This is a genomic window from Flavobacterium sp. RHBU_24 (assembly GCF_046613695.1).
Classification (GTDB): domain Bacteria; phylum Bacteroidota; class Bacteroidia; order Flavobacteriales; family Flavobacteriaceae; genus Flavobacterium.
In genome coordinates, this window is record NZ_JBKJHD010000002.1 from 382,806 (window position 1) to 404,047 (window position 21,242).

Sequence of the window (21,242 nt, forward strand, 5' to 3'; positions counted from 1 at the left end):
TAAATATTCAGTAGTTATACGTAATGAGCAGCAAAAAGGTTACAAAGTTGTAACAGAAAAATAATATTTAACACTTAAGTTAATTCGATTATTCGTGCAATGTGTTGATTTGTAATAGTTGGCGGTAAAATAAAACCCGGACTACTGCCCGGGTTTCATAGTACTTTCTTGTTGATTGGTAAACTATATTTACATGTGCTTGCTCATTACAGCGGGCATTTTTTTTCCTGTTGCTTCATAAAAGGCTTTAAGCCAGAGAGGGAACATCAGTGGGACAATTAAAAAAGTAATTTTATTAAAGTCCCAGGCTTTTTCAAACTCAAAGTGTATAAAATGCATAACGCCCCTTGTAAGGCCGCATGCGGGGCACTCTATTCCGGCAAGTAATTTTGAAAGGCAAATGCTTTCGCCATGATCAAAAAAATCTGCGGGGAGTATCAGCAATACAAATGGAGCCAGTAGAGTGACCCAAACCCGTGTATAAAAAACAAGCTTTCTAACCACCTTAATTAAAGTGTTTCAGAATAGTTTCCATTCTTAGGCCCAAGGTCGCCGGTGATGATCCTGATAAGGTCAATCAGCGCCCAGATACCGCATCCTCCAAGAGTAAGCAGCTGAACAATACCCTGCCAGGTGTAGCCAAGGTAAAAACGGTGGATACCAAGTGCACCCACAAAAATTACAAGCAGTAGCGCAATAAGCTGGCTTTTACCGCTTACAGCCGCCGCAGGAGATGATAACTCATCAGCACTGTGCGCCTCTTCAACAACTGTTACGTTGTTAGTAGTCGTCTTCTCTACCGGGAAAGAAGCATACGTAGCCGTTACCGATATCATCAGCAGGGCAATCAATGAAAATAATAATTTTAATTTCATATAAAATAATTTATGTTTGCACCAAATATAGAAATTTTAGAATATGAAAGCCATACTAACGTTAACTTTTTTTATGATATCCTTAACTTTTTTTTCACAGGAAAAGTATGAATATCTTGGTGCAGTTAAGTTAAATGGTAATGCTAAAACAGTTATATCTTACAGGCTGGTGTTTACAGAAAAGAGCGGAAAGCTTACAGGATACTCTGTAACCGATCTTGGCGGTGCGCATGAAACAAAAAATAAGGTTTCTGGTACGTATAATGCAAAAACAAAAGAGATTACTTTTAGAGAAGAAGACATACTATATACAAAATCTCCTGTAAGTAATGATATGTTTTGTTTTATAAACTTTACAGGAAAAGTAAAGCTGGTAACCGAAAAGAGCCTTATGGAAGGCAGCTTCAAGGGCCTCTATAAAAATAATACTAAGTGTATAGACGGTACGCTTACACTTATTGGTTCGGCCGCACTTTATAAAATACTGGGCAAGGTAAACAAGAAACTGCAAAAATCCAATAAAGTGGATGCGGCAGTTAAGCAAAAGGCAAACCCCATTACCCTGTTAGACAGCCTTAAGGTAAACAACATTATTAAAGGGCAAAACCTGAATGTATTTACTTCATCGGCGCAGGTGAATTTAGAGATATGGGACAATGGAAAAGAAGATGGCGACCTTATAGATGTTTACCAGGACAATGTTTTGATATTATCAGGTTACAAAGTGACAATAGCGAAAAAAATTATTCCCGTAAGTATAAAAAGCACTACTGTATTTAAAATTGTAGCAGTTAACGAAGGTATTTTACCGCCTAACACTGCGATGTTAAAAGTTGTAGATAATGAACACGTTTTTGAGGTGGTATCAAGCCTTAAAAAAGGAGAAGAAACTTTTATTACTATTATTAAGAAAAATGAGTAATGGGTTAAGGTGTCCAATGGTACTCAAAAAAATCATACTTGGGCATAAATCAGTCTTTAGATAGGATATTAAATCCTTTACACCCTAACTAAAACTATTCCCCTATAATTTTAAGGTATAAAGGTTACCCGCTGCGTAAAAAATATTTAAAAAAAATCAGGGTCACCCTTCATACGCTCCCTATAGTGAGATATTTTTTGGGCGGCACGGTTAAAAAATACCTTACGGTCGCGGGTGCCGCTGGTATTTAAGGCCATTGAATTTTTTAACTGCTGCTTAAAAAATGTAGCGGCATGGGCACAGGTTTCGCCATCGGCGGTAATAAAATAACCCAGCATTGTATAGGGGACAAAGAGTGCATGCTGTTGTGGCGCGGTTATTAGTACATTATTGTTTAATATCAGCAACTCGTTATAATATAAATGGTAGCGCCCGGTGTTATCGCTGCATTTATCTTCAACGGTTTGCAGCAGCTTTTCAAGGTCAGCCAGCAGTAACAGCACGTTATTAAGGGTAAGCAGGCCGGAGCGGTAAAAATAATAAACCTGCTGAAGGGTGCTGTTTATGGTGGTATCATTCCAAATTTCATGTACTTCAAGCGCGTTATATACTGCCTTTAGCGCCTGGCCGTACTGCTGCATGGCAGTGGTTACCGCAAAACCTTCAAAACTGCCGGGATTATTATTGCCCGATAACAGCGTAAGCCACACATACAGCTTAAACTTGCTCAGCATTGTGCCGCCGATGGTATAAAACAGGGGTATATCTTTTGAGGAATAATACATTTGCGCGCCGGGCAGGGCTGCAAAAGGGCTTATGTTGTCCAGCGATTGCTTCAGGTAGGTTTCCATATCGGCCAAAGAGCGAATTTCGGCGGTTTTTTCCGCAATTACTTTTCCCGGCTGCACAAAAAGACTGTCCATACTCAGTTTATAGTAGGCGCAAAGCCGCACTGCTTCTTCAATAGTAAATTTACTTTTCATCGAAAGCCGACGGTGTGCGGCATCATAGCTTATTTCCAATACCGAAGCCAACTCATCTATAAGCGATACGCTTTCGCGCACACGGTTCCGTATTTCACGGATGAGCTTTTCCTGATTTTGCATATTTTGCGATTTTCACAAATGTAACGATAAAGTTAATTGATTGCCGCAAGTGTATTTGTTTTATTCACAATAGATTTGATATTACAAAATGCAAAATAATTAAATGCCCTATATACTATAACCAACAAATGAAAACCTTACTTATGTTACTCACACTACCCACACTCATGGCGGCGCAGAGCGCAGCGGCCCAGGACAGGAAAACCCGTTTTCCTGTAGGCCTCTACACTACAGGGAATAGCGATATTTATGGATTATCTGTAGGTATCGGATCTGATACTTATACAGGTTCTGATACAGTTAGCGTACGTTCAAACGGCATCCGTATCGAACCTATATCGCAGTCGCTGCTGTTCTTTACCCTCATCTTTCCGGTAGACCGGGTTAATTATCCAAATGACGAAAAAGACTATGCGGCTTTCGCCAAAAAGATTCCAAACGAGGTGATAAACGGTATCAACCTGAGCTGTGGCACCAATGCTTTTGCTGATGTAAATGGTGTTACCATTTCGGCGGTAGGTCAGTCACTTAAAAATACCAATGGAATATCTATAGGCGGGATGGCTAATTACGCTTTTAAAAATAACGGCATACAGTTATCGCTCTTTAATTCCGGTGCGCTATATAGTAATGGCCTTATGGTAGGCGGCTACCAAACAGAAGTATACAGGGGCAGGGGGCTGCACGTGGCTTTTTGGTTTAACGAATACAAATATTTTGACGGCCTCATGCTGGGGGTATGCAATGGCATTATCAGTAAGCCTGAACAATTCCGCGGATTACAGATAGGCCTTGTTAACCGTACCAAAAAACTCCGTGGTATACAGATAGGATTATGGAATATTAACGAAAAACGGTCGATGCCGTTCGTGAACTGGAGTTTTTGATAAAAGTTACTTTAGCTCCTGAGCCACTAAGCCGCTGGGCTGCTCAGAAGCTAAGCAACTTAGCAGCTCAGCGGCATTAAATAAAAATGAAACACCTTCCCTACATCCTTATTGGCTTCCGCCTGCTTTTAGGCCCAGCCATGATAGCCCTAACTTATAATTATGGTGCTACAGTTCGTTTGCTGTTATTTTTAATGCTGCTTCTGGGCATATTGTCAGATATTTTTGATGGTATCATTGCCCGTAACCACAACATGAGCACCGCCACGCTACGCCGTATGGACAGCCAGACCGACCTCGTATTTTGGGTATGCGCCGGCTGGTGCGGATGGTTGCTGAACCCCGAAATTATTACAGATAATAAGTATGCCATCATTACGATTTTTGTAATGGAGGGGTTAACCTATCTTTTCAGTTTCCTTAAATTTGGTAAAGAAACCTGTACCCACGCGCTGCTCAGCAAATGGTGGGGCATTACGCTATTTGCCGCACTTACCTCAATAATTGGCTTCGGGTACGGCGGTATATTCCTGGCACTGGCCATTATCTTTGGTATCATTTCACACATCGATGTGTACCTGATCATTTTATTTTTACCAAAATGGACACACGATGTACCCAGCGCCTGGCACGCCTGGCAAATTAGGCAGGGGAGGCACATAAAACGGAATAAATTGTTTAACGGGTAGGCACAATCTTATCAGACCCTCTATAATTTAGGACGAGACAATTCCTAAACAAAAAAACCTGCCACTTTGCAGTAGCAGGTTTTTTATCGAATTAACCTATTCAGTAACTAAGATTCCTGGTTAGTGTCGCCGCCGTTGTTCTCGTTTCTTGGCGTATCGTTCCTGCGCTCTTCGCGCGGGCCACGGTCACGTGAGTTACGGTCATCCCTTCCGTTTCCACGGTTGTCACGGCCACCGCCACGGTTGTCGCGGAAACCGCCACGGTCGTTACGGTCATCCCTTGGGCGGTCTTCGCGCGGCGGACGCTCTTTGTAACCTTCAGGTTTTGGCATCAGCGCTTTGCGCGATACTTTTTCCTTACGGGTTTTAGGGTCGATGCCTATATATTTTACATCAAATACATCGCCCATGTTTACAACATCGGTTACATTTTCTGTACGCGCCCAGTCAAGTTCGCTTACGTGAAGCAATACTTCGTTGCCTGGTGCATCAATATATTCTACCACTGCACCAAAGTCAAGCAGCTTAATAACTTTTACAGTATAGCTTTCGCCCACTGTAGGCTTGAAGATGATAGAGTCAATTTTATTAAGTACGGCTTGTATGCCTTCGGGGCTTGTACCAAGGATTTCTACTTCGCCTTGCTCGTCTACCTCGTTGATAACGATAGTAGTACCGGTAGCTTTTTGAAGTTCCTGGATAACTTTTCCTCCAGGGCCGATAAGTGCCCCGATGAATGCACCCGGAATGGTAACTTTAATAATTTTAGGAGAGTGGCGTTTAACCTCCGGCCTTGGAGCATCCAGTACTTCTACCAGTTTACCAAGGATATGAAGGCGTCCGTCGCGTGCCTGTTCAAGGGCTTTCTCCATTATTTCATACTTAAGCCCTTTAATTTTGATGTCCATCTGGCAGGCGGTAATACCATCAGCCGTTCCGGTTACTTTAAAGTCCATATCACCAAGGTGGTCTTCGTCGCCCAGGATGTCAGAAAGTACAGCCCAACGGCCGGTTTCGTCATCAGAGATAAGGCCCATAGCAATACCCGATACCGGTTTTTTCATTTGGATACCCGCATCCATAAGCGCAAGCGTGCCCGCACATACGGTAGCCATTGAAGATGAACCATTAGATTCTAATACTTCAGATACTACACGTACTGTATACGGATTCTCGTCCGGTATCATGTTTTTAAGCGCACGCTGGGCAAGGTTACCGTGGCCCACTTCACGCCTAGATGTACCACGTAGCGGTTTAGCTTCGCCGGTAGAGAAAGGAGGGAAGTTATAGTGCAGGTAGAATTTCTCTTCGCCCTGCTCTGTAGGCCTGTCAATAATGTTAGCTTCACGCGATGTACCAAGGGTTACCGTGGCAAGCGCCTGGGTTTCGCCCCTTGTAAACAGAGCCGAACCATGTGTAGACGGCAGGTAATCTACCTCACACCATATAGGGCGTATTTCGTTAGTCTTACGTCCGTCAAGGCGTGTGCCGTTATCAAGTATAACGTTACGCACGGCCTCTTTGTTTACTTTGCTAAGGTATTTACTTATAAGGTCGCCGTTTTCAATAAGCTCCTCTTCGGTAAATAATGCCTTAACCTCTTCTTTAACGGCGGCAAATTTTTCGCTGCGCTCATGTTTTGCAGAGCCTTCGCTGGCTATGGCAAAATATTTATCGTATGCAAGTTCTTTTACTTTTGCAAGTACGGTATCGTCGTTACGCTCTTCTTCATAGGTGCGTACTTCTTTTTTACCTACAGCAGCCTGTAGCCTTTCCTGTGCGGCAATCTGTACTTTAATGGCCTCGTGCGCAAATTTAATGGCCTCAATCATTTCAAGTTCAGATATCTCTTTCATTTCGCCCTCAACCATGGCAATTGAGTCCATAGACGCGCCTATCATCATATCGATGTCAGACTGCTCCAGCTGGGCTTTGCTCGGGTTGATGATAAACTGTCCGTCTATCCTGGCTACGCGCACTTCAGAAATCAGGGTTTCAAAAGGCAGGTCAGAGATAGAAAGCGCTGCCGAAGCTGCAAGGCCCGCAAGGGCATCCGGCATAACTTCGTCATCGTGGCTCATCAACTGAATCATTACCTGCGTTTCGGCATGGTAATCTTTAGGGAAAAGTGGGCGTAATACGCGGTCTACTAACCTCATGGTTAATACTTCTCCGTCGCTTGGCCTTGCTTCGCGCTTAAAAAATCCGCCTGGGAAACGTCCGGCAGCGGCAAATTTTTCGCGGTAATCAAGGGTTAGGGGCAAAAAGTCGATGCCCGGGCTGGCGCTGCGTGCGCTTACCACAGTGGCAAGCAGCATGGCATTGCCCATTTGTACCACTACAGCACCGTCTGCCTGCTTGGCAAGCTTACCGGTCTCTATAGTTATGGTACGTCCATCTCCTAAATCGATGGTCTCTTTAATAACGTTTGGAATCATACGTTTTTATTCTTTTGATTAAACAATGGGTTGTTGTTTGTTGTGTTGTTGTAGTAGTTGCTTAGTACCCAATGAAAAACCAAAACTTTTTATTCAACTTTATGTAAAAACAAAAAGAGGCGCGCGGGCACCTCTTCTCATCTCGATTATTTCCTGATGTTTAGTTCTTTGATAATCTCACGATATCTGTTAATCTCAGTTTTCTTAAGGTAATCAAGAAGACTCCTTCTTTTACCTACCAGTTTTACAAGAGAGCGCTCAGTATTATAATCATGACGATTTTTTTTAAGGTGCTCAGTAAGGTGGTTAATCCTGAAAGTGAACAGGGCAATCTGGCCTTCAGCAGTTCCGGTGTCGTTTGCTGATTTACCGTGTTTTGCGAAAATTTCCGCTTTTACTTCTTTAGTTAAGTACATGCTAATATTATTAAAATGATTATTATGTATTCAGGTTTCCCTGATTTGGCTGCAAAGGTAAACAATTTTTTATAGCGCGCAATAGTTTCAGGTTTAAAGTTTAAGGTTTCAAGTTCTCACTCAGCCGTAACAGTTGCAACCTGAAACTTTAAACCTGAAACCTGAAACAAATCAGAATAGTTTAGCAACTTCCTTATTCACAAACTCTAAAAAGCGTTCGTCAAGGTCGGTAAAGGCATCCAGCACTTCAGAATCTATGTCTATCTGGCCTATGTTAACGCCATCTACAAACAAGGGCACTACAATTTCGCTTTTTACGGTAAGGCTGCAGGCTATGTAGTTATCCTGTGCCGTAACGTCTGGCACTACAAAGTTCTGGTTGCTTACGGCTACCTGCCCGCAGATGCCTTTGCCAAACGGTATAACCGTATGGTCTGTAGCATCGCCGGCATAAGGGCCCAGTATGAGCTCTTCCTTTTCGCCGTTGCGAAAGTAAAACCCTACCCAGTCATAATAATCAATATTATCCCTTAGCAGGTGGCATATTTGCAGTAATTTTTCATCGCGTATGGTTTCTTCGTGGTGCAGTATATCGGTAACTTTTATTTCTAATTCCTGGAATGTCATAGTGCTTAAAATAAATTTTAACGCAAAAGTAGGTAGTAAAGCTGTTTTGTTTTATATATTTTTGTTAAAAAAAATTACCCTTGGGAATTGTTTCTAATAACAAAAGTTTCTTCCTGTTTCTCGGCAAATTTGCACTGGCATATATTGTTTTGTCTGCTCTGTATATGCTGTACCTTACAGGTTATGAGGAGCAGGTGCCGGTAACCGACCCTATAACGCACAGCGTAGCAAAGCAAACTGCCGCGCTGGTACGCTTTTTTGGCGATGAAGCCCACCTTACGCAGCACCCCCGCGAAGCATCCGATCGGTTTTATGTAAACCAAAAATATGTAGCCCGCGTGGTAGAAGGATGTAATGCCGTGAGCGTAATGATACTTTTTGCTGCTTTTATCGTTGCATTTTCTAACGGGTTTAAACGGACAGCATTATATATTGTGGCTGGTATCGTAGTTATACATTTACTTAATATACTGCGCATTGCCCTTATAAGTATGGGCGTTTTTTATTATCCACAGTACACACGATTTATGCACGATATATTATTCCCTGTGTTTATATATAGCGTAGTGTTTTTACTGTGGGTGTTGTGGGTGCTTAAATTCTACAAAAATGGCAAAAAAGTTACAACTTAGCGCAGTGCAATGGGTGGGTATAGTAGTATTAGCGCTGCTGCTTATAAGCGTACGCCTGTTTGAGCATGCATTGTTTTACGATCCGTTTATAAAGGCATTTCACAACGTTGCAGTAACCATCCCGGACTACGAAACAGGCAGACTGTTCCTGCATTATTTTTTTCGCTATGCCCTGAATACATCAATTTCGCTAAGCATCATGTGGCTGTTTTTTAAAGATACAGGTATGCTAAGGCTTGCAGGAATTTTATATGTTGTATTTTTTATAGTGCTTATGGTTGCACTATATATTACACTTCAAATGGAAGCCCCACCGCTTAAGGCAATATTCTACCTGCGGAGGTTTTTAATACAGCCCATGTTTATACTGTTGTTCCTGCCGGCGTTTTACTACCAGAAGTATGTGGCGGAGAAAAATTAAAAAGCTTTTTTTATTTACGTTATCCATTTGTTAATGGGAATAAAAAGTAACTCAATAGTACAATTTTACCTAACTTTGCAACATGCAGTTTAAAAGGTTTATAGGTGCACTATTATCCGCGCTCATATTGTTTAGCAATATAGGGCTGGCACTTAATGTGCACTATTGCCACGGCAGCGTTTCGGCGGTTACACTTGCATACAGCCAAAAAGATGCCTGCGCAGAAAAAGCCGAAACCAAAAAAGGCGCCTGCTGTGCGGCACCTAACGAAAGCCACAAAAGCTGCTGCAAAAACAGCATCGTTAAGTTACAGGATAAGACCGATACCGCGATAACCAAATCGCTCCAGCTCGACCTTGGGGTGTTTTATGCTGTAGATGTTTACCATCCGATAACCATTTTTTATGCCGATGCGCCGGTAACAGTAAAAGACAGCCCGTCTTTTTATGCCGATAGTAACGCGCCTCCCCTCTACAAACTCTATTGCCAGTACGTTTTATACGCCTGATTTTAATATTTATGAAATAAGCTTCCCAACCTTTGGGCTAGCTATCTTATCATTAATATTAAAATACTTTTATGCATAAAATAATCATTATTTTATTGCTGCTGCCTGTTTTTATGCAGGCGCAGGAAACCGTAAAAGGCAAGGTGCTCGATGAAAATAAGCAGCCCCTGCCCGGAGCCGGAGTAGTTTGGGAAAATACTTCCATTACCACCTCTACTGTTGAGGATGGAACATTTGAAATACCCTATTCTACAGAAAACATGATGCTAATTATAAGCTATGTTGGCTATAAAACCGATACCCTTCACATCATGTCACCACAATATATTAACCACCAGTTAGTACCTGATAACAGGGTACTGGGCGAAGTGATACTCGACAAAACCCTGGCCAGTACCCGCCGTAGCATGGTAAGCGCCACTAACACCAGTACCATGGGCAGCCGTGAGCTACTTAAAGCGGCCTGCTGTAACGTGGCCGAAAGCTTTGAAACCAATCCGTCTATCGACGTTAATTTTAGCGATGCCCTTACCGGTACACGCCAGATACGCATGCTGGGCCTTACAAGCCCATACCTTCTGATAGCAGAAGAAAATATACCTGCGGTGCGTGGTGCCAGCCAGGCCTACGGGCTTACCTTTGTGCCGGGCACGTGGGTAGAAAGCATACAGGTAACCAAGGGTGCCGGGCCGGTTATAAACGGTTATGAAAGTATCTCAGGGCAAATAAACTACGAATTGATAAAGCCCGTAAATGGCGACCCGTTTTTCCTGAATGCCTACGCGGGAATGGGTGGGCGCTACGAGCTCAACACCCATTTTACTAAAAAGGTTTCTGATAAATGGAGTACCTCACTGTTTGCACACGGTAACACCCGAGTGGGCAAGTACGATATGAACAACGATGGTTTCCTTGATAATCCATTGGCAAAGCAAATTAATGTAATGAACCGCTGGCAGTATATAGATGCCGAAAAAGGCTGGGTTAGCTTTATCAACCTGCGTTACATGAAGGATGAAAAGCAGGCCGGGCAGGTAGATTTTGACCCGGACAGGGACAAGTTTACCACAAATCACTGGGGCAGCGAGATAAATACCGATAAAGTGGATGTTTCGACCAAGCTGGGCTATGTTTGGCCCGATATGCCTTACCAGAGCATTGGCCTGCAAACGGCGTTTAACTACCACAACCAGGAATCGTACTTTGGCTTTAATAAATACAACATCGCCCAGAAAAGCGGCTATGCCAACCTGATATTCAATTCGATTATAGACAATACGCTTAATAAATTTGCAATAGGAGCTAACGCCGCATATGACAATTATGATGAACGTGTCTTTATCCGTTTCAATGCAAACGGCAGCGATTATGACCGTATAGATAACTCAGTGGGTGTATTTGCCGAATATACCTATGATAACGCTGATAATTTCAGCCTTGTGCTTGGTGGCCGTTTTGACGTGAGCAACCGCCTGGGCGCCTTTGCCACGCCACGCCTGCACCTGCGCTACAACCCGTGGGAAAGCGGTACACTGCGTGTTTCTGCCGGAAGGGGCAAGCGGGCTGCTAATATCTTTGCGGAGAACCAGCAGTATTTCGGCTCATCGCGGTCGTTTAATATCTTCTCAGCAGGAGGGAAGCTTTATGGGCTTGACCCCGAAATCGCATGGAACTACGGGCTTAGCTTTACGCAAAACTTCCCGGTATTTAATAAAAATGCCGAATTTACCGTAGACTTTTACCGTACTGATTTCCAAAACCAGGTGGTGGTAGATGTGTTTAATTCGCCACGGGCAGTGTCGTTTTACAACCTGGATGGTAAGAGTTATGCAAACAGCCTGCAACTGGAGCTGAACTATGAACTTACACGCCACTTTAACATCCGCACTGCCTACAAATATTATGACATTAAGACTGATTATGCATCGCTGGGCAGTATAGAAAAGCCGCTACAGGCAAAGCACCGCTTTTTTGCCAATGCGGCCTACGAAACCCATGTGCACGAAGGCGGTAAACAATGGAAGTTTGACCTTACCTACAACTGGCTGGGCAAACAGAAGCTTCCGTACACGGGGAGCAACCCTGCCGGATACCAGATGGGCGATTATTCGCCGGCTTTTGCAACGCTTAATGCCCAGGTAACCCACAGCTTTAGTAGCGTGTTTGAAATATATGTGGGCGGTGAGAACATTGGCAACTACAGGCAGACAAATGCCATATTAGGTGCTAACGAACCTTTTGGCTCATATTTTGATACGTCGCTGGTATACGGCCCTGTTTTTGGGCAGATGTACTATGCGGGGTTACGGTTTAAAGTGAAGTAGGGGCCTCTCCCCAGCCCTCTCCGAAGGAGAGGGAGTAGCTACACTCCTTCCCAAGGCAGCGCGTTTTGTCATTGCGAGCGGAGGAACGGAGCGTGGCACCCGAGGCGATAGCCGAACTGACGAAGTAATCTCATTATTTGCAAAACTTCTCATAATATTATTATTTTAAAACTCCTTTAGTAAAAAACAAAAATGAAAAAAATAATTTTAGCACTTATCATCATGCTCGCCGGGTTCACTACCCAGGCGCAGGAAAAAAAGAACAAAAATGCAAAAGTAGATGTTGCAGTAAAAGGCAACTGCGACCAATGCAAACGACGTATAGAAAAAGCGGCTTATTCTGTAAAAGGTGTAAAGTCGGCGCAATGGCATGAAGACGACCAGGAGCTGCACCTTATTATCGATGAGACCAAATGCAGCGCTAACAATGTAATGGAAGCCGTAGCAAAAAGCGGCCATGATACCGATAAGGTAAAGGCCACAGATGAAGCATATAACAACCTCCATTCTTGCTGCCAGTATAAAAGAGAGTAGTAACACAACGACTGCTTTAAGTAATTGTTTAAGATCCCGTGCTGTATTCAGGTACGGGATTTTTTTCTATCAAAAAACTTTATGTATTTTTGAATGTGCTTTAAGTATACCAACAACCAATTCCTATCATCATGAAAAACATACTGCTTACCGCGTTTTGCATCATTACGCTCATCTCCTGTAAATCTGAACATAAAGAAATTGCCGACAACCTCATTGGCAAAGAAGACTACACCTTATATTACGGGTTATGGTCGGGCGATTTTAAGCCTGTATTTGCTGAAAATGATACTATGGAAGATGATAATAAAAAGATTACAATCAAGATTAATCGCATTATAAACAATGAAGTAGAGGGGCAGAGCATTGTTTCCGGATACATACGTCCGCTAAAGGGTGAAATGACTAAAAGGGCAGACGGCAGCGTTATGTTTACGCTCGATGAGCCGGGAACAAATAAATATGACGGGCGTTATACCCTAACGCTTAATGATGTTATAATGGAGGGTAGCTTCGTGGCGTTTAAAAGCAACCCGGATGTAACCCGCGAAAAGAAATTAACATTAAAGCAAAAGCAGTTTATATATAACCCCAGCCTGATGATAGAAGACGAAATAGAGCTGGTAGACTGGGACAACCCGCAAATGCAAAAAGTAGACGCAGACTATTATGATGATGGCCCCAGTGATAGTGATGAAGATAGTACTTTTGTTGAGGAAGAAGGCGTTGCCGAAAATATGGCACCTGCTAAAACCGATACCGTAACTGCCGACCCGGAAGAAGAACCCGAAGAGTATGTGGCACAGGTATACCGAATGGCATCTGACCAGGTGTATAAGATAAACGCCTCGCTAACAAAACTGAACGAGGCACAATTAAAAAACCTGACCAAACTGGATATGGAAATTATACGTAATTCCATATTCGCAAGGCATGGCTATTCGTTTAAAAAGAACAGCATACGCAGGTTTTTTGAATATAACTCGTGGTATGTGCCGGTTTCTAACAATGTAGATAACCAGCTTACCGCGGTAGAAAAGGCAAACATTGCCCTGCTAACCCGCATGGAACAATATGCCGAAGACCATTATGACTATTTTGGCCGATAGGTATTTCACTGGGCTTGATAGAGAGTAGTGAACAGGTGTTCTATAACGACGAAGGATAAATCCCGGATTTAACTCAAAAGAGATTTAATTTCGTCTAATCTTCTGTTTCTTCACTTCACTGGCCTAAACTTGGTAAAACTGCCATATCACTTTGTGTAATAGTAGTATAGGTTGCAATAAACCTTATAGCTTTGTAGTTATTAAAACAATAAACCGCATAACCAGCCATGCAAGCCAAAATTTTTAAAACCGTTACCGGCCGCTACACCTGGATGATGCTTTTACCGATAGGCATCTTCGCTTATTTTTATTGGCTTATGTTGCGGCTTACGCTGGAATATGTGCCGTATGATACCGCTGTGTCTTTCCTCATGATAAAGCAAACCGAGGTTACCACACTGCCCGAATACCGCTATATATTTTATGCCCATGTGTATACCAGCATTTTTGTGCTTCTGTTTGGCTTCATACAATTTTTTACGTTTACTGGTAAAGCGGGTAAACGGCTGCACCGCCTATCGGGTTACCTGTATGTAGTAGGGCTACTGGCCATTGCCGGCCCCAGTGGTTTGTATATGAGTGTGTATGCTAATGGGGGCCTACCAGCAAAAGTATCATTCGTGTTGCTCAGCCTGCTGTGGTGGTATACTACCTGGAGGGCCATGCAGGCTATCAGGGCGCACAACTTTACTTCTCACCGCAACTGGATGATACGCAGCTATGCATTGTGCCTTTCGGCAGTAACGCTGCGCATCTGGAAGGTAGTTATCGCCTTTTTTTTCGACCTCCCGCCTATGGACAGGTATGTAATAATTGCGTGGCTGGGATGGGTGCTTAACCTTATTGTGGCCGAAGTGATTATCAGCAGGAAATTCAAAACCATTAAATAACCGATTATGAAAACAATTTTTGTAACCGTAGCTGCGCTGCTGATGTTAGTAGGCTGCAAAGAAACAATTAAGGAAGCGCCTGCACTGGCAGATAACAGGGATATGGCAGTGCGGGGAGGGGTAAACTTAGATAAACTTGGCAATGTTGTTGTAGACGAGTATGCAGAGTATTATGGCATTTGGGAAGGTGAAATAGGTGACGATACTGCCGCTGTGGTTATGCCTGCGCGTCTTAAAATAATCAGTATAGAAAAAGGAAAAGTACTTGCTAATGCTACAATTGATAATAAAAAAATGAATATCTCCGGAGTCCAACAAACCAAAGAAGGGAAGTTTTATTTAAGGCTCAATAAGGGGTACGGTAAGCGTGAAAGTAATGTTTTAGAACTTTGGCAGGAGGGCGATAATTTCGAAGGTACATATTATGAAAAATCCGGTCAGCCGGGTAGCAAAGTGACATTTACACACAAGGTTTTTAAATATGACCCTACGGTAATGTTAGCAAATGAATATTCTATCATCGACTGGGATACATCTAAACAGGTAACAAAATCTTACACGGATGAAGAAGGTAAAAAGCATACTTATAAGAGGGAGGGCAACAGGTCTACCTCCAGGCCGTTACCTGCACTTAATGGCTCTACTCAAAAACTTACGGAAGAACAGTTGAAAAACCTCCGAAAAATGGACCTTGAAGTTTTGCGTAATACAATCTACGCGCGCCATGGCTATGCCTTTGAAAGGTCGTACCTGCGCAGGCTTTTTGATAGTAACGAATGGTACGTCCCTATTTCAGATAATGTAGAAAAAGAGCTTACCACGCTTGAGAAACAAAACATAGCCCTGCTTACGCGTGTAGAAAAATATGCCCAGGACCATTATGAGTATTTTGGCAGGTAATTTCGATTAGAAACCTGAACTTACAAATGGCCCGCAGCACTAAAAACTAATCTTAACCATAGCATTAGGCGTGCGGTATAGCCCGTAAGTATTTACTACCTCTATGCTCTCGCCTGTGTCGTTAATACGATAAAAGCGGTTGATAATGTTGCGCCTGTTCATTAAATTTAAAACCGATACCCCGGCCTGCAGGTTTATCTTTTTAGATAACGCGATGCTGTAGCTTGCCGAAAAATTTACCTGTAAATAGCTTGATATACGCCTGCCGTTAGGGTAGTCGTATGCTATTTGGGGTTGTCCGTTTTCTTCTACAGGTACAGTGGTAAGGGGGCGGGTATAGGGGCGGCCGCTAAAGAACTTGCTGCCCAAAGCTATTTTTAGGTTGTTATACTCATAAGTAACGGCGTTGTTTATGGTATAGGGCAGTTCAAAATTACTGTTGAAAGTGGATGGCGTAAACGAATTAAACCTGTAATTGTTATGGTTATAGGCGTAACTGAGCCACACATAAAAATGCCTGAACTGTTTTTGTACCAAAAATTCACTGCCATATACTTCATAGCTTCCTATTGCGGCAACCGACTCAAACTGGTTGTTAAACGCCTGCGAAAGGCTGGTGATGCCGTTAACTTTTTTGTAGAAATTATCGAGGGTTATGAGCCAGCCGTTTTGCTTAAAGCTAACCCCGCCCGATATCTGGCTGCTGCGTTGTACCGGTATGCTTCGGTTGTTGGCAAGCGCCCAGCGGCGGTTTTCAATTCCCAGGAAATCTTCCTGCAGGGCTACTACTTGTGTTGCGGTCTGGCTTTTGCGCTCTGCCTGAAAATCCAGCTGCCAGCCAGGCGCTACCTTGTAAGCTACAACTGCCCTGGGCTCTAAATAGAGCGACCGAAACTGTTCGATATAATTGAGGCGCAGGCCGGCTTTAACATAGAACCTGCTTTCAACGGGTTTATATTCGCCTTCTGCTATTGCGGCATGGGTATACAGGGCATCGGTTGTGCTTAGAGTTGTTTGCAGGGTTTGCTGGTCGCTGTTGGTTATTTCTATAGCGCTATATTGATACCCACCTTTTAGCAAAAAGCTGTCATTTAACCGATAGGTGTGGTTTAAACTGAATCCGCCATTATTTATTTTATTGCGTTGCAACAATGCCTGGCTGTTATCAAAGCCCGAATTTAGCCCGTTTACATAATAGTCAGAAATATAAACGCTGGCCTCTGTAGCGTGATTGCTGTTCCAGTTAGTATGCCAAGATACTGTACTGCCCAGGGTTTGCTGCTTAAGGTCGCTGCTACGAATGGCTACCCCATACGGCATATAAGTACTCTGAATAAAATCGAGCTTGTTGTATATGCCTATCGCGTCGATGTATAAATGGTGTTTTATGCCTATTTTTTGGTGGTATTGCGCGGTAAAGTCGTAAAAATAAAACTCCTTGTCACTCTGGTTATACAGCTTGTCTCCGGTATCAATATCTGAAACTACGGTGTTCTGGAAGATACGGTTAGAATATTCGGTATAGGTAGGGAACTCAAGCACATCAGTAAACGATCGCCGTGCTGAAAGTTCAAGGTTTGCATTTTCGGATGTTTTTATACGGGTATAGGCGTCAACGCCTATCATATTAGTACCTATGCTGCCGCGGGTATCGCCAATTTCGACAGGGTGGGAGGAGATGTCTACCGCGCTTGATACACTTTCGCCATAAAATGCCGAGGTACCATTCTTAGATATTTTAATGTCGTGCGCAAGGTTAGGGTTTAGCGCGCTTATAAGCCCAAAGAAATGCCCTGTCTGGAAGAGGCGTATGCCATTCCATGTAAAGAGGTTTTGATCGTGCGTGCCGCCGCGCACGGTAATGTTGCTTACGGTTTCGTCTACACTGTTTATGCCCGGCAGCTGCTGCATGGCCTGCAGCACATCAGCCTCGGTAAGGCCGGGAAGGATACCAAATTTTGCCGGCTTTATATTATAGCTGCCGTCTTTTAACTTAGTAATACCGGTAGCAAGGAAACGTTCGGTTACTACCTCCTGTAGTTGGTTTACGTTAAGGCTAAGGCGTATTTCGGCACAATCACCATGGGTATTGGTTTTTTGCCACTGCAGCGGTTGGTACGCCATGTGCTCTATAAAAAGGGTAGTAACATCAGGGGGGAATTCAAAATAGCCATCGTTACCCGTGTTTAGCTTTGTTGTGCCGTATTGAATGATGGCGTCTTCTACGGGGTTCCCATTTTCATCGGTTATATAAGCGCACTGCCTTTCGTACCCTTCTTTTACCCTGGCGGTATACAGCACTATATAAATACCCGACTGCTTAAAGCTCAGCTTTGTGCAGTTTGTAATGTAGGTGAGTTTGGCATTAAGTGGAACGCGGGCTTCGGGCGCAATGATAACGTGTTGAAAAACATCTTCTTCAAGGTAATTAAACTTTACGTGGTGCTGTTTTTCAATAGTGGTGAGTATGTCTTTAAGGGGCACAGGCTTTTTTTCGGCCTGCCCATATCCGGGGGCGAAAAAAAAAAGTGAAAGTATTAAAAACAGATACCCGGTATCACGCGTCATTCAGCAGTAAGTACGATTTTATCGCCTTGTTTCTTATACTTAAGGTTATAGGCGGTTATTACCATATCAAGCGCAGTGTTTTTGTCCTTTTCGCGGGTAGGTATGGTACCGTTATAACTCTTTTGGGGCAATGTTCCGTTAACAACAATTTTTATATCAAACTGGCGCTCCAGCTCGGTAATTACGTTATTAAAATTTTCGCTTACAAATACCGCCTCATGGTGTATCCATCCCGGCTCGGTCCTGGTTACTGCGGGTAGGTGCAGGTTAGCGCCACCTTCATAAGCCACGGTTTCACCCGGTGTGAGCAGTATAGTATCATTTGCTGTAGCTACTTTTACCTTGCCTTCAAAACAGGTAACATCCAGCCTGTTACCCCGCGCTTTTACATTAAACTGCGTTCCTACTACGCTTATTGTGCCCAAGGGGGTAACTACATCAAAAGTTTTGCCTTTAGCAGCCTTAAAGTAGGCTTCGCCATTTAGTTCTACACGGCGGTTATCGCTCCAGTTGTATTCCTTATAGCTAATTTCAGATCCTGCGTTTAGCGTTACTTCAGAGTCGTCCGGTAATGTAAACATCGCCATATCCCCATTTGCAGTGAGTTGCTCCGTAGTATGAATTACATAGAAAAAAAAGCTAAGGCCAAGTGCTATAAAAAGTACGGCGGCTATACGGGGTACCCAGGCGTTTATCCTGCGTACTTTAGTGGGGGCAGTGCGGTATTTGTTTTTGCTTATTTTAGTATACAATCCTTCCAGGTCAGCTTCCGGGGCGGTAAGCTGCGCCGAATATTTTTTTATATTATTATAAGTGGCAAACTCCGGCAACGACTCAAACTCTTTCAGTTCTGTCTCATCCATCTCATCATTAAGCCACTTTGCTAACTTAATATCGTTGTTCATTGCGTGTTATATTTTTTTATAGAACATCCCATTTATAAAAAACCCTACCTGAAGTTATCAATTTGTTTTCGTAATTCTGAAAGTGCGCCACTTATACGCTTTTCTACCGCTTTTATACTTATGTCTAATATCTCGGCAATTTCATGGTATTTTTTCCCTTCAATGCGGTTTAGCAAAAAAGCGGTGCGCTGTGCTTCGCTTAACCCGGCTATCGCATTTTGCAGCTTTATTTTAAACTGCTCTTCCTCCATTATAAAATCCGGTGATTCGTCATTTACCCTCGGTACGCTTTTGTTTTTATTATATTCAAGCACCACTTTTTGGTGCGCTATCTTATTTAAAGAACTGTTATTTGCTACTGTGTATAAAAACGACTTTGCCTTTTCGGGTGGAACGCTGGCGCAGTTTTCCCACAGTTTTATAAAGGCGTCCTGGGTAACGTCTTCGGCCTGGGCGGCGTCGCCAAATTTATAATACAGGTAGTTGCGAAGCGTTTTTGCGTGTGTTGCAAAAAAGCCCGAGAATGTTAGTTCCTCGCATATTCCGCCGGGGTTGTGGTTACTCATAAGGTAATTGCTGAAAACAGTGGAAAGGTACTAAATTTATAAGATAAGGTGTTTTAAAAAATAGAGATATATTTTAGCTTAAACAGGCACTATCACATTTTCCCTACCAGCAAGCGTAAAAGAATGTAAACACCTGTCGTAAAATTGGTGTATTTTCCTGCTTTTTTTATGAAAATTGTTGTAAGAATACTTAATGGGAAGAATGTTGTAATTTTTTTTTCCTTATCTCGATTTTATTTGCGAAAAAACTTTGTCTTTAATATAAAATTAACTAAATTTCGGCGTATTTGAGTTTGTTCTAACATGACCAGGTAAACCTTAGTTGATAGTTTTTTAATGAAGAAGCCTGCCCCACTCACCCGGGGCAGGTTTTTTTTGGTTACTATTGCAAGATCGGGTTGATGATTCTAAAGGGAGTATATTTGATTGTCGTGTTTATAAAATTTTTCCGCTAAAAGTTTTGCTAAAAAATTCGACGATTTAAAAAATATTTTAACTACTTTTGATATAACCAATTTATTGAACCAAATTTAAAACATCCATACAATGATTACAGTTGTAGTACATGTAATAAAAGCCGCTGTTACCTTTATCGTTTCTTTGTTCTAAACGGTAGTAGTCAGCAGTTCTCCTTTTCCGGCGTATCGCCTTATATTCTCATGTTTTGTATTTTCTACTAATTTTTAGTGAATTGACTAATTTCAAAATTAGGTTAGCAATGCACAATTAGTACATAGATTATCTTAAGATGGGTGACTGCCTACTGCATCCTTGTTATTCATCTCCTCTCAAAGCCCTAATTTTTGGTTAAGGATTACTTCTTTTCCCATCACGGTCTGATTGTTTTGTATCATCATTTTTAGGTGGCTGCCCTGTAAGCTTATCATTGTGCCTAAATGATTTTGCAAATCCATTGCCGGTTGCCGGCCGGCCATTATTTCCCGGCCTGTTATTCTCCCTTTGAGGCTTAACAGTTTTGGGGGCAGGAGGTAAAGAAGCCTCCTCTGTTTTACTCGAGGGCGCTATAAGTGTATTCAGTTCATTTATTTCGGCAGGGGTAAGGTCGCGGTAACGGCCCACAGGCACATCCAGCGAAATGTTTATGATGCGTATGCGCTTTAGCGCCGTAACCTCGTAACCGAGGTGTTCGCACATGCGGCGTATCTGGCGGTTAAGCCCCTGGGTAAGGATGATGCGGAACACATATTTGCTTACCTGCTCTACCTTGCACTTGCGGGTAACGGTCTCTAAAATAGGCACGCCGTTGCCCATGCGTTCTATAAAACGGCTGGTTATGGGCTTACCTACGGTAACAATATATTCCTTTTCATGGTTGTTGCGGGCGCGCAGAATCTTGTTGACTATATCGCCATCATCCGTCATAAAAATAAGCCCCTCACTGGCCTTGTCCAGCCGCCCGATAGGAAAAATGCGCTTAGGGTAATTGATGTAGTCTACAATATTATCGCGCACTTCAAGATTTGTAGTGCACTCTATGCCCACCGGTTTGTGAAATGCCAGGTATACATGGCTGCCACGCTTTTCGGTTATCAGCCTGCCGTCTATGCGTATTTCATCCTCTGGGCTTACCTTGGTGCCCATCTCCGGCACTACGCCGTTAAGGGTTACGCGGCCTTCTTCAATGAGTTTGTCGGCCTCACGGCGCGAGCAGTAGCCGGTTTCCGATATAAATTTATTAAGGCGTTTCATTTCCGTTTCCATACCGCAAAGATACTTATTTTTAGGCAGAATGTTAGGAAGAGATGGCTGGCGATTAATCGTTGAAAGGCTACCGTATACCTTGTTTTAAATCTACTGGAAGCGGCATTACAAAGTTGTGTTCTTTCGGAAAATCACCCTCGCTTTAGCCCCTTTGAAGAGGACAACAATTTCTCTTATACGCAGCATTCGTTTCATCCGCGTTC

General features: G+C 43.0%; 21 protein-coding genes. 11 read left to right on the forward strand and 10 right to left on the reverse strand.

The window, feature by feature from the left end; all coding sequences use genetic code 11:
* Positions 1–189: 189 nt before the first annotated feature.
* Positions 190–504, reverse strand: coding sequence for a DUF2752 domain-containing protein (locus tag ACLI09_RS04215; protein ID WP_411418332.1), 315 nt, complete (start codon positions 502–504; stop codon positions 190–192).
* A gap of 5 nt (positions 505–509) precedes the next feature.
* Positions 510–875, reverse strand: coding sequence for a TM2 domain-containing protein (locus ACLI09_RS04220; protein WP_411418333.1), 366 nt, complete (start codon positions 873–875; stop codon positions 510–512).
* A 43-nt stretch (positions 876–918) separates the two neighbouring features.
* Here ACLI09_RS04220 and ACLI09_RS04225 point away from each other — a divergent pair, with 43 nt between their 5' ends.
* A complete protein-coding gene (locus tag ACLI09_RS04225) occupies positions 919–1,797 on the forward strand; it encodes a hypothetical protein (protein ID WP_411418334.1) in 879 nt (292 codons plus the stop codon).
* A 146-nt stretch (positions 1,798–1,943) separates the two neighbouring features.
* Here ACLI09_RS04225 and ACLI09_RS04230 read toward each other — a convergent pair whose 3' ends face one another.
* Entirely contained in the window at positions 1,944–2,903 is a 960-nt protein-coding gene (locus ACLI09_RS04230) for a hypothetical protein (protein ID WP_411418335.1), read from the reverse strand.
* 128 nt (positions 2,904–3,031) lie between these two features.
* On the opposite strand from ACLI09_RS04230, the gene ACLI09_RS04235 reads away from it, so the two are divergent.
* Positions 3,032–3,790 carry an LA_2272 family surface repeat-containing protein gene (locus ACLI09_RS04235; RefSeq protein ID WP_411418336.1) on the forward strand — a complete coding sequence of 253 codons (759 nt, stop codon included), beginning with the start codon at positions 3,032–3,034 and terminating at the stop codon, positions 3,788–3,790.
* An 86-nt stretch (positions 3,791–3,876) separates the two neighbouring features.
* A complete protein-coding gene (locus tag ACLI09_RS04240; RefSeq protein ID WP_411418337.1) occupies positions 3,877–4,479 on the forward strand; it encodes a CDP-alcohol phosphatidyltransferase family protein in 603 nt (200 codons plus the stop codon).
* 107 nt (positions 4,480–4,586) lie between these two features.
* Here the strand turns inward: ACLI09_RS04240 and ACLI09_RS04245 are convergent, their stop codons facing one another.
* The 3 genes from ACLI09_RS04245 to ACLI09_RS04255 form a co-directional block, all read right to left on the reverse strand.
* Positions 4,587–6,917, reverse strand: coding sequence for a polyribonucleotide nucleotidyltransferase (locus ACLI09_RS04245; RefSeq protein ID WP_411418338.1), 2,331 nt, complete (start codon positions 6,915–6,917; stop codon positions 4,587–4,589).
* Positions 6,918–7,063: 146 nt separating this feature from the next.
* Positions 7,064–7,333: a 30S ribosomal protein S15 gene (gene rpsO, locus ACLI09_RS04250; RefSeq protein ID WP_411418339.1), complete on the reverse strand. Its 270-nt coding sequence runs from the start codon at positions 7,331–7,333 to the stop codon at positions 7,064–7,066.
* A gap of 171 nt (positions 7,334–7,504) precedes the next feature.
* Positions 7,505–7,960 (reverse strand): GAF domain-containing protein, encoded by a 456-nt coding sequence (locus ACLI09_RS04255; protein ID WP_411418340.1) that lies wholly within the window; start codon positions 7,958–7,960, stop codon positions 7,505–7,507.
* Between the two features lie 80 nt (positions 7,961–8,040).
* Between ACLI09_RS04255 and xrtF the strand changes: the two genes are divergently transcribed.
* From xrtF to ACLI09_RS04295, 8 genes are all read left to right on the forward strand, one after another.
* Positions 8,041–8,592, forward strand: a complete 552-nt coding sequence (xrtF, locus tag ACLI09_RS04260; protein ID WP_411418341.1) for an exosortase family protein XrtF — start codon at positions 8,041–8,043, stop codon at positions 8,590–8,592.
* On the forward strand, positions 8,570–9,013 hold the full coding sequence (locus tag ACLI09_RS04265; protein WP_411418342.1) for an exosortase F system-associated membrane protein: 444 nt from the start codon (positions 8,570–8,572) through the stop codon (positions 9,011–9,013). The genes xrtF and ACLI09_RS04265 overlap by 23 nt, the downstream gene beginning before the upstream one ends.
* Positions 9,014–9,095: 82 nt before the next feature.
* Positions 9,096–9,521 (forward strand): HYC_CC_PP family protein, encoded by a 426-nt coding sequence (locus ACLI09_RS04270; protein WP_411418343.1) that lies wholly within the window; start codon positions 9,096–9,098, stop codon positions 9,519–9,521.
* Between the two features lie 71 nt (positions 9,522–9,592).
* Positions 9,593–11,845 (forward strand): TonB-dependent receptor domain-containing protein, encoded by a 2,253-nt coding sequence (locus tag ACLI09_RS04275; protein WP_411418344.1) that lies wholly within the window; start codon positions 9,593–9,595, stop codon positions 11,843–11,845.
* A gap of 192 nt (positions 11,846–12,037) precedes the next feature.
* Entirely contained in the window at positions 12,038–12,379 is a 342-nt protein-coding gene (locus ACLI09_RS04280; protein ID WP_411418345.1) for a heavy-metal-associated domain-containing protein, read from the forward strand.
* Positions 12,380–12,510: 131 nt separating this feature from the next.
* Positions 12,511–13,488, forward strand: a complete 978-nt coding sequence (locus ACLI09_RS04285) for a YARHG domain-containing protein (RefSeq protein WP_411418346.1) — start codon at positions 12,511–12,513, stop codon at positions 13,486–13,488.
* Positions 13,489–13,715: 227 nt separating this feature from the next.
* On the forward strand, positions 13,716–14,378 hold the full coding sequence (locus ACLI09_RS04290) for a DUF2306 domain-containing protein (protein WP_411418347.1): 663 nt from the start codon (positions 13,716–13,718) through the stop codon (positions 14,376–14,378).
* A 6-nt stretch (positions 14,379–14,384) separates the two neighbouring features.
* The gene (locus ACLI09_RS04295) at positions 14,385–15,278 is read left to right on the forward strand and encodes a YARHG domain-containing protein (RefSeq protein WP_411418348.1); all 894 of its coding nucleotides are present in this window, start codon (positions 14,385–14,387) and stop codon (positions 15,276–15,278) included.
* Between the two features lie 39 nt (positions 15,279–15,317).
* On the opposite strand, the gene ACLI09_RS04300 is transcribed toward ACLI09_RS04295, so the two are convergent.
* The 4 genes from ACLI09_RS04300 to rluF form a co-directional block, all read right to left on the reverse strand.
* Positions 15,318–17,846 carry a TonB-dependent receptor plug domain-containing protein gene (locus ACLI09_RS04300; RefSeq protein ID WP_411418349.1) on the reverse strand — a complete coding sequence of 843 codons (2,529 nt, stop codon included), beginning with the start codon at positions 17,844–17,846 and terminating at the stop codon, positions 15,318–15,320.
* On the reverse strand, positions 17,843–18,751 hold the full coding sequence (locus ACLI09_RS04305) for a FecR family protein (RefSeq protein ID WP_411418350.1): 909 nt from the start codon (positions 18,749–18,751) through the stop codon (positions 17,843–17,845). The genes ACLI09_RS04300 and ACLI09_RS04305 overlap by 4 nt, the downstream gene beginning before the upstream one ends.
* 44 nt (positions 18,752–18,795) lie before the next feature.
* Positions 18,796–19,317: an RNA polymerase sigma factor gene (locus tag ACLI09_RS04310; protein ID WP_411418351.1), complete on the reverse strand. Its 522-nt coding sequence runs from the start codon at positions 19,315–19,317 to the stop codon at positions 18,796–18,798.
* 807 nt (positions 19,318–20,124) lie between these two features.
* Positions 20,125–21,039, reverse strand: a complete 915-nt coding sequence (rluF, locus tag ACLI09_RS04315) for a 23S rRNA pseudouridine(2604) synthase RluF (RefSeq protein WP_411418352.1) — start codon at positions 21,037–21,039, stop codon at positions 20,125–20,127.
* Positions 21,040–21,242: the final 203 nt, after the last annotated feature.

What these genes read in the sequence shown, in the direction of transcription:
- ACLI09_RS04220 (WP_411418333.1), bottom strand. Translation starts at nt 875, where the DNA reads ATGAAATTAAAATTATTATTTTCATTGATTGCCCTGCTGATGATATCG.
- ACLI09_RS04310 (WP_411418351.1), bottom strand. Translation starts at nt 19,317, where the DNA reads ATGAGTAACCACAACCCCGGCGGAATATGCGAGGAACTAACATTCTCG.
- ACLI09_RS04285 (WP_411418346.1), top strand. Translation starts at nt 12,511, where the DNA reads ATGAAAAACATACTGCTTACCGCGTTTTGCATCATTACGCTCATCTCC.
- ACLI09_RS04305 (WP_411418350.1), bottom strand. Translation starts at nt 18,751, where the DNA reads ATGAACAACGATATTAAGTTAGCAAAGTGGCTTAATGATGAGATGGAT.
- ACLI09_RS04235 (WP_411418336.1), top strand. Translation starts at nt 3,032, where the DNA reads ATGAAAACCTTACTTATGTTACTCACACTACCCACACTCATGGCGGCG.
- ACLI09_RS04275 (WP_411418344.1), top strand. Translation starts at nt 9,593, where the DNA reads ATGCATAAAATAATCATTATTTTATTGCTGCTGCCTGTTTTTATGCAG.
- ACLI09_RS04225 (WP_411418334.1), top strand. Translation starts at nt 919, where the DNA reads ATGAAAGCCATACTAACGTTAACTTTTTTTATGATATCCTTAACTTTT.
- rpsO (WP_411418339.1), bottom strand. Translation starts at nt 7,333, where the DNA reads ATGTACTTAACTAAAGAAGTAAAAGCGGAAATTTTCGCAAAACACGGT.
- ACLI09_RS04245 (WP_411418338.1), bottom strand. Translation starts at nt 6,917, where the DNA reads ATGATTCCAAACGTTATTAAAGAGACCATCGATTTAGGAGATGGACGT.
- ACLI09_RS04255 (WP_411418340.1), bottom strand. Translation starts at nt 7,960, where the DNA reads ATGACATTCCAGGAATTAGAAATAAAAGTTACCGATATACTGCACCAC.
- ACLI09_RS04270 (WP_411418343.1), top strand. Translation starts at nt 9,096, where the DNA reads ATGCAGTTTAAAAGGTTTATAGGTGCACTATTATCCGCGCTCATATTG.
- ACLI09_RS04230 (WP_411418335.1), bottom strand. Translation starts at nt 2,903, where the DNA reads ATGCAAAATCAGGAAAAGCTCATCCGTGAAATACGGAACCGTGTGCGC.
- ACLI09_RS04295 (WP_411418348.1), top strand. Translation starts at nt 14,385, where the DNA reads ATGAAAACAATTTTTGTAACCGTAGCTGCGCTGCTGATGTTAGTAGGC.
- ACLI09_RS04290 (WP_411418347.1), top strand. Translation starts at nt 13,716, where the DNA reads ATGCAAGCCAAAATTTTTAAAACCGTTACCGGCCGCTACACCTGGATG.
- ACLI09_RS04300 (WP_411418349.1), bottom strand. Translation starts at nt 17,846, where the DNA reads ATGACGCGTGATACCGGGTATCTGTTTTTAATACTTTCACTTTTTTTT.
- ACLI09_RS04280 (WP_411418345.1), top strand. Translation starts at nt 12,038, where the DNA reads ATGAAAAAAATAATTTTAGCACTTATCATCATGCTCGCCGGGTTCACT.
- ACLI09_RS04265 (WP_411418342.1), top strand. Translation starts at nt 8,570, where the DNA reads ATGGCAAAAAAGTTACAACTTAGCGCAGTGCAATGGGTGGGTATAGTA.
- ACLI09_RS04240 (WP_411418337.1), top strand. Translation starts at nt 3,877, where the DNA reads ATGAAACACCTTCCCTACATCCTTATTGGCTTCCGCCTGCTTTTAGGC.
- rluF (WP_411418352.1), bottom strand. Translation starts at nt 21,039, where the DNA reads ATGGAAACGGAAATGAAACGCCTTAATAAATTTATATCGGAAACCGGC.